1 pseudogene is annotated in these 4,208 nt (G+C 75.9%); it reads left to right on the top strand.

Annotation, left to right across the window (positions count from 1 at the left end):
- Positions 1-4,208, top strand: a pseudogene (locus tag IF43_RS43335) (beta-ketoacyl synthase N-terminal-like domain-containing protein); the annotation flags it as partial.

Genomic DNA, 4,208 nt, shown 5'->3' with positions numbered 1-4,208 from the left:
CGTGTTCGTGGAGTGCAGTCCGCATCCGGTGCTGACGGTGGGCATCCAGGAGACGGTCGAGGACGCGGGCCGCGAGGCGGCCGTCCTCGGGTCGCTGCGCCGCGACGAAGGCGGACTCGGACGCTTCTGGCAGTCGCTGGCCGAGGCGTGGGTCCGCGGCGTGGGCCTGGACTGGGAGGCCGTCTTCGCCGGCACCCGAGCCCGCCGGGTCGACCTCCCCACCTACGCCTTCCAGCAGGAGCACTTCTGGCTGGAGAGCGGCACCGCCGAGGCCGCCGGGGCCGCCGTCGCGGTCCCGGCCGACACCTCCGACGCCCGCTTCTGGGAGGCCGTCGAGGCCAACGACGTCGCCGCCCTCACCAGCGAGCTGGACATCGAGGCGGACGAGGCCCTCACGGCGCTGCTCCCCGCCCTCTCCTCGTGGCGGCGGCAGAACCAGGAGCGGTCCACCGTCGACGGCTGGCGCTACCGGATCACCTGGAAGCCCGCCCCCGACCCCGCCGCCGTCCGCCTCTCCGGCACCTGGCTCGTCGCCGTACCCGAGACCCCGGCCGGCACGGGCGGCGACACCGACACCGTCGACGCCGTCCTGCGGACGCTGGCCGCACACGGCGCCGACGTACGGCGCACGACCGTCCCCGCCACCCCGGACGCACGGACCGACCTGACCGGGCGGATCCGCGAGGCGCTCGCCGACGGCACCGTCCCGTCCGGCGTGCTCTCCCTGCTGACCTCCGACGGCACCGCGGCGGCCGCCGCCGTGACCGCCACGCTCACCCTCGTCCAGGCCCTCGGCGACGCGGAGGTGGCCGCCCCGCTGTGGTGCGCCACCCGCGGTGCCGTCGCCGTGGGCCGCTCCGAGCGGCACCCCGATCCCGCCCAGGCCACGGTGTGGGGCCTGGGCCGGGTGGCGGCCCTGGAGCACGGCGAGCGCTGGGGCGGCCTGATCGACCTGCCCGGCACCGACGCCGTCGACGACGGCACACTCGCCCGGCTCGCGGGCGTGCTCGCCGGGGACGCCGCCGAGGACCAGGTCGCCGTACGCCCCTCCGGGACCTTCGTACGACGCCTCGTCCGCGCCCGGCTGGCCGACGCCCCGGCGGTACGCGCCTGGCGGCCGAGCGGCACGACCCTGGTCACGGGCGGTACGGGCGCGCTCGGCGCGCACGTCGCCCGCCGGCTCGCCGCGAACGGCGCCGAACACCTGCTGCTCGCCGGCCGCCGCGGCCCCGACGCCCCCGGCGCCGCCGCACTGCGCGAGGAACTCACCGCCCTCGGCGCCGAGGTGACGCTCGCCGCCTGCGAACCCGGCACCTGCACGAGCTGACCCGGGACCTGGACCTGTCGGCCTTCGTGCTCTTCTCCTCCTTCGCCGCCACCTTCGGCGCCCCCGGCCAGGGCAACTACGCGCCGGGCAACGCCTTCCTCGACGCCTTCGCCGAGTACCGCAGGGCCGCCGGCCTCCCCGCCACCTCCCTCGCCTGGGGCCCGTGGGCGGACGGGGGCATGGCGGACGGCGCCGTCGGCGACCGCATGCGCCGCCACGGCGTCATCGAGATGGCCCCGGCACGGGCCCTCACCGCCCTCCAGCACGCCCTGGACCGCGACGAGACGACCCTGACCGTCGCCGACATGGAATGGAAGCGGTTCGTCCTCGCCTTCACCTCCGGCCGCGCCCGGCCGCTGCTGCACGACCTGCCCGAGGCCCGGCAGGTCGTCGAGGGCACCCGCACCGCCGCGGCCGAGGACGACGACGCCGGCGCCGCCCCGCTCCTGCGGCGGCTCGCCGGACAGCCCGAGGCCGAGCAGGAGCGCCTGCTGCTGGACCTGGTCCGCACCGCGGTCGCCGGCGTCCTCGGCTACTCCGGCCCCGACGCGGTCGAGGCCGGCCGCGCCTTCAAGGAGCTGGGCTTCGACTCCCTCACCTCCGTCGAACTGCGCAACCGCCTGAACGCCGCAGCCGGCCTCAAACTCCCGCCCACCCTCGTCTTCGACCACCCGACGCCCACCGTCCTGGCCCGGCACCTGCGCGCCGAACTCGCCGGCCGGAGCGCCGCGGACGCCGCGCCCGCACCGACCGCCGCGACCTCCGGCGACGACGCCGAACCGATCGCCGTCGTCGCGATGAGCTGCCGCTTCCCCGGCGGCGTCCGCACCCCCGAGGACCTGTGGCAGCTGCTCGCCTCCGGCGGGGACGCACTCTCCGCGTTCCCCGCCGACCGCGGCTGGGACGTCGAGGCGCTCTACGACCCCGACCCCGACGCCCCGGGCACCTCGTACACGCGCGAGGGCGGCTTCCTCAGCGACGCGGCCGCCTTCGACCCCGCGTTCTTCGGGATCTCCCCCCGCGAGGCCCTCGCCATGGACCCGCAGCAGCGGCTGCTGCTAGAGACCTCCTGGGAGGCGTTCGAGCGGGCCGGCATCGACCCGGGGACCCTGCACGGCAGCCCGTCCGGCGTCTTCGTCGGCACCAACGGCTCCGACTACTCCCACCTCGTACGCGGCGCCGCCGACGGCCTCGAGGGGCACCTGGCCACCGGCAGCGCGGGCAGCGTCGTCTCCGGCCGGCTGTCCTACACGTTCGGGCTGGAGGGGCCGGCCGTCACGGTCGACACCGCCTGCTCGGCCTCGCTGGTCGCGCTGCACCTGGCGGTGCAGGCACTGCGCGCGGGGGAGTGCACCCTGGCCCTGGCCGGCGGCGTCACCGTCATGTCCACCCCCGGCACCTTCATCGAGTTCAGCCGCCAGCGCGGCCTGTCCAGCGACGGCCGCTGCAAGGCCTTCTCCGCCGACGCCGACGGCTTCAGCCCCGCCGAGGGCGTCGGCCTGCTGCTCGTCGAGCGGCTGTCCGACGCACAGCGCCTCGGGCACCCCGTCCTCGCCGTGATCCGCGGTACGGCGATCAACCAGGACGGTGCCTCCAACGGCCTGACCGCCCCCAACGGGCCCTCCCAGCAGCGCGTCATCCGCCAGGCCCTCGCCAACGCCCGCCTGGCCGCCGCCGACGTGGACGTCGTCGAGGCCCACGGCACCGGCACCACCCTCGGCGACCCCATCGAGGCACAGGCCCTGCTCGCGACGTACGGGCAGGACCGCCCGGCGGACCGGCCGCTGCTGCTCGGCTCCGTCAAGTCCAACATCGGCCACGCGCAGGCCGCCGCCGGTGTGGCCGGCGTGATGAAGATGGTGCTGGCCATGCAGCACGGCGTGCTGCCGCGGAGCCTCCACATCACGGAGCCCACCCCGCACGTGGACTGGACCGCCGGCCGGGTGGCCCTGCTCACGGAGCAGCGGGCCTGGCCCGACACCGGCGGCCGCCCCTGGCGCGCCGGCGTGTCCTCGTTCGGTTTCAGCGGCACCAACGCCCACGCCGTCATCGAGCAGGCCCCCGCCGCACAGGGGTCCGGCGACGAGGGGACCCCTGCACCCCTGGACCCCCACCCCCTACCGACCGCGACCACCCCCGACGGCACCGGCACCGAGTCGCCGGCCCCGCTGCCCTGGCCGCTGACCGCCAAGACGGAACGCGCGCTCCACGGCCAGGCAGCACGCCTGCTGAACCACCTCGCCACCAGCCCTGACCTGCGCGTCTGCGATGTCGGCCACTCCCTGGCCACCACCCGCGCGGCACACGACCGACGGGCCGTCCTGATCGGCGCCCGCCCTGTTCGCGGTGATGGTGTCGCTGGCGGAGGTGTGGCGGGCGGCGGGTGTGCGTCCGGGTGCGGTGGTCGGTCATTCGCAGGGTGAGATCGCGGCGGCGTGTGTGGCGGGGATCTTGTCGTTGGAGGATGCGGCTCGGGTGGTGGCGCTGCGTAGTCAGGCCATCGGTCGGGTGTTGGCGGGTCTGGGCGGCATGGTGTCGGTGCCGTTGCCGGCCGTGCAGGTGCGGGAGCGGATCGCATCGTGGGGCGAGGAGCGGATCTCGGTGGCGGCCGCCAACGGGCCCTCGTCCGTGGTGGTGTCGGGTGAGGCGCTGGCGTTGGAGGAGTTCCTGGCGGCGTGTGAGGCGGACGGTGTGCGGGCGAGGCGGATTGCCGTGGACTACGCCTCCCATTCCGCGCAGGTCGACCTGCTCCGTGAGGAGTTGGCGGAGGTGCTGGCGCCGGTCGTGCCGCGGGAGGCGGAGGTGCCGTTGCTGTCGACGGTGACGGGGGAGTGGGTCAAGGGGCCGGAGCTGGATGCCGGTTACTGGTTCGGCAACCTGC

This window comes from Streptomyces sp. NRRL S-87, assembly GCF_000719335.1.
Taxonomy (GTDB): domain Bacteria; phylum Actinomycetota; class Actinomycetes; order Streptomycetales; family Streptomycetaceae; genus Streptomyces.
The sequence above is the reverse complement of the archived record's forward strand: the minus strand, read 5'-3'. Positions and strand labels throughout refer to the sequence as shown.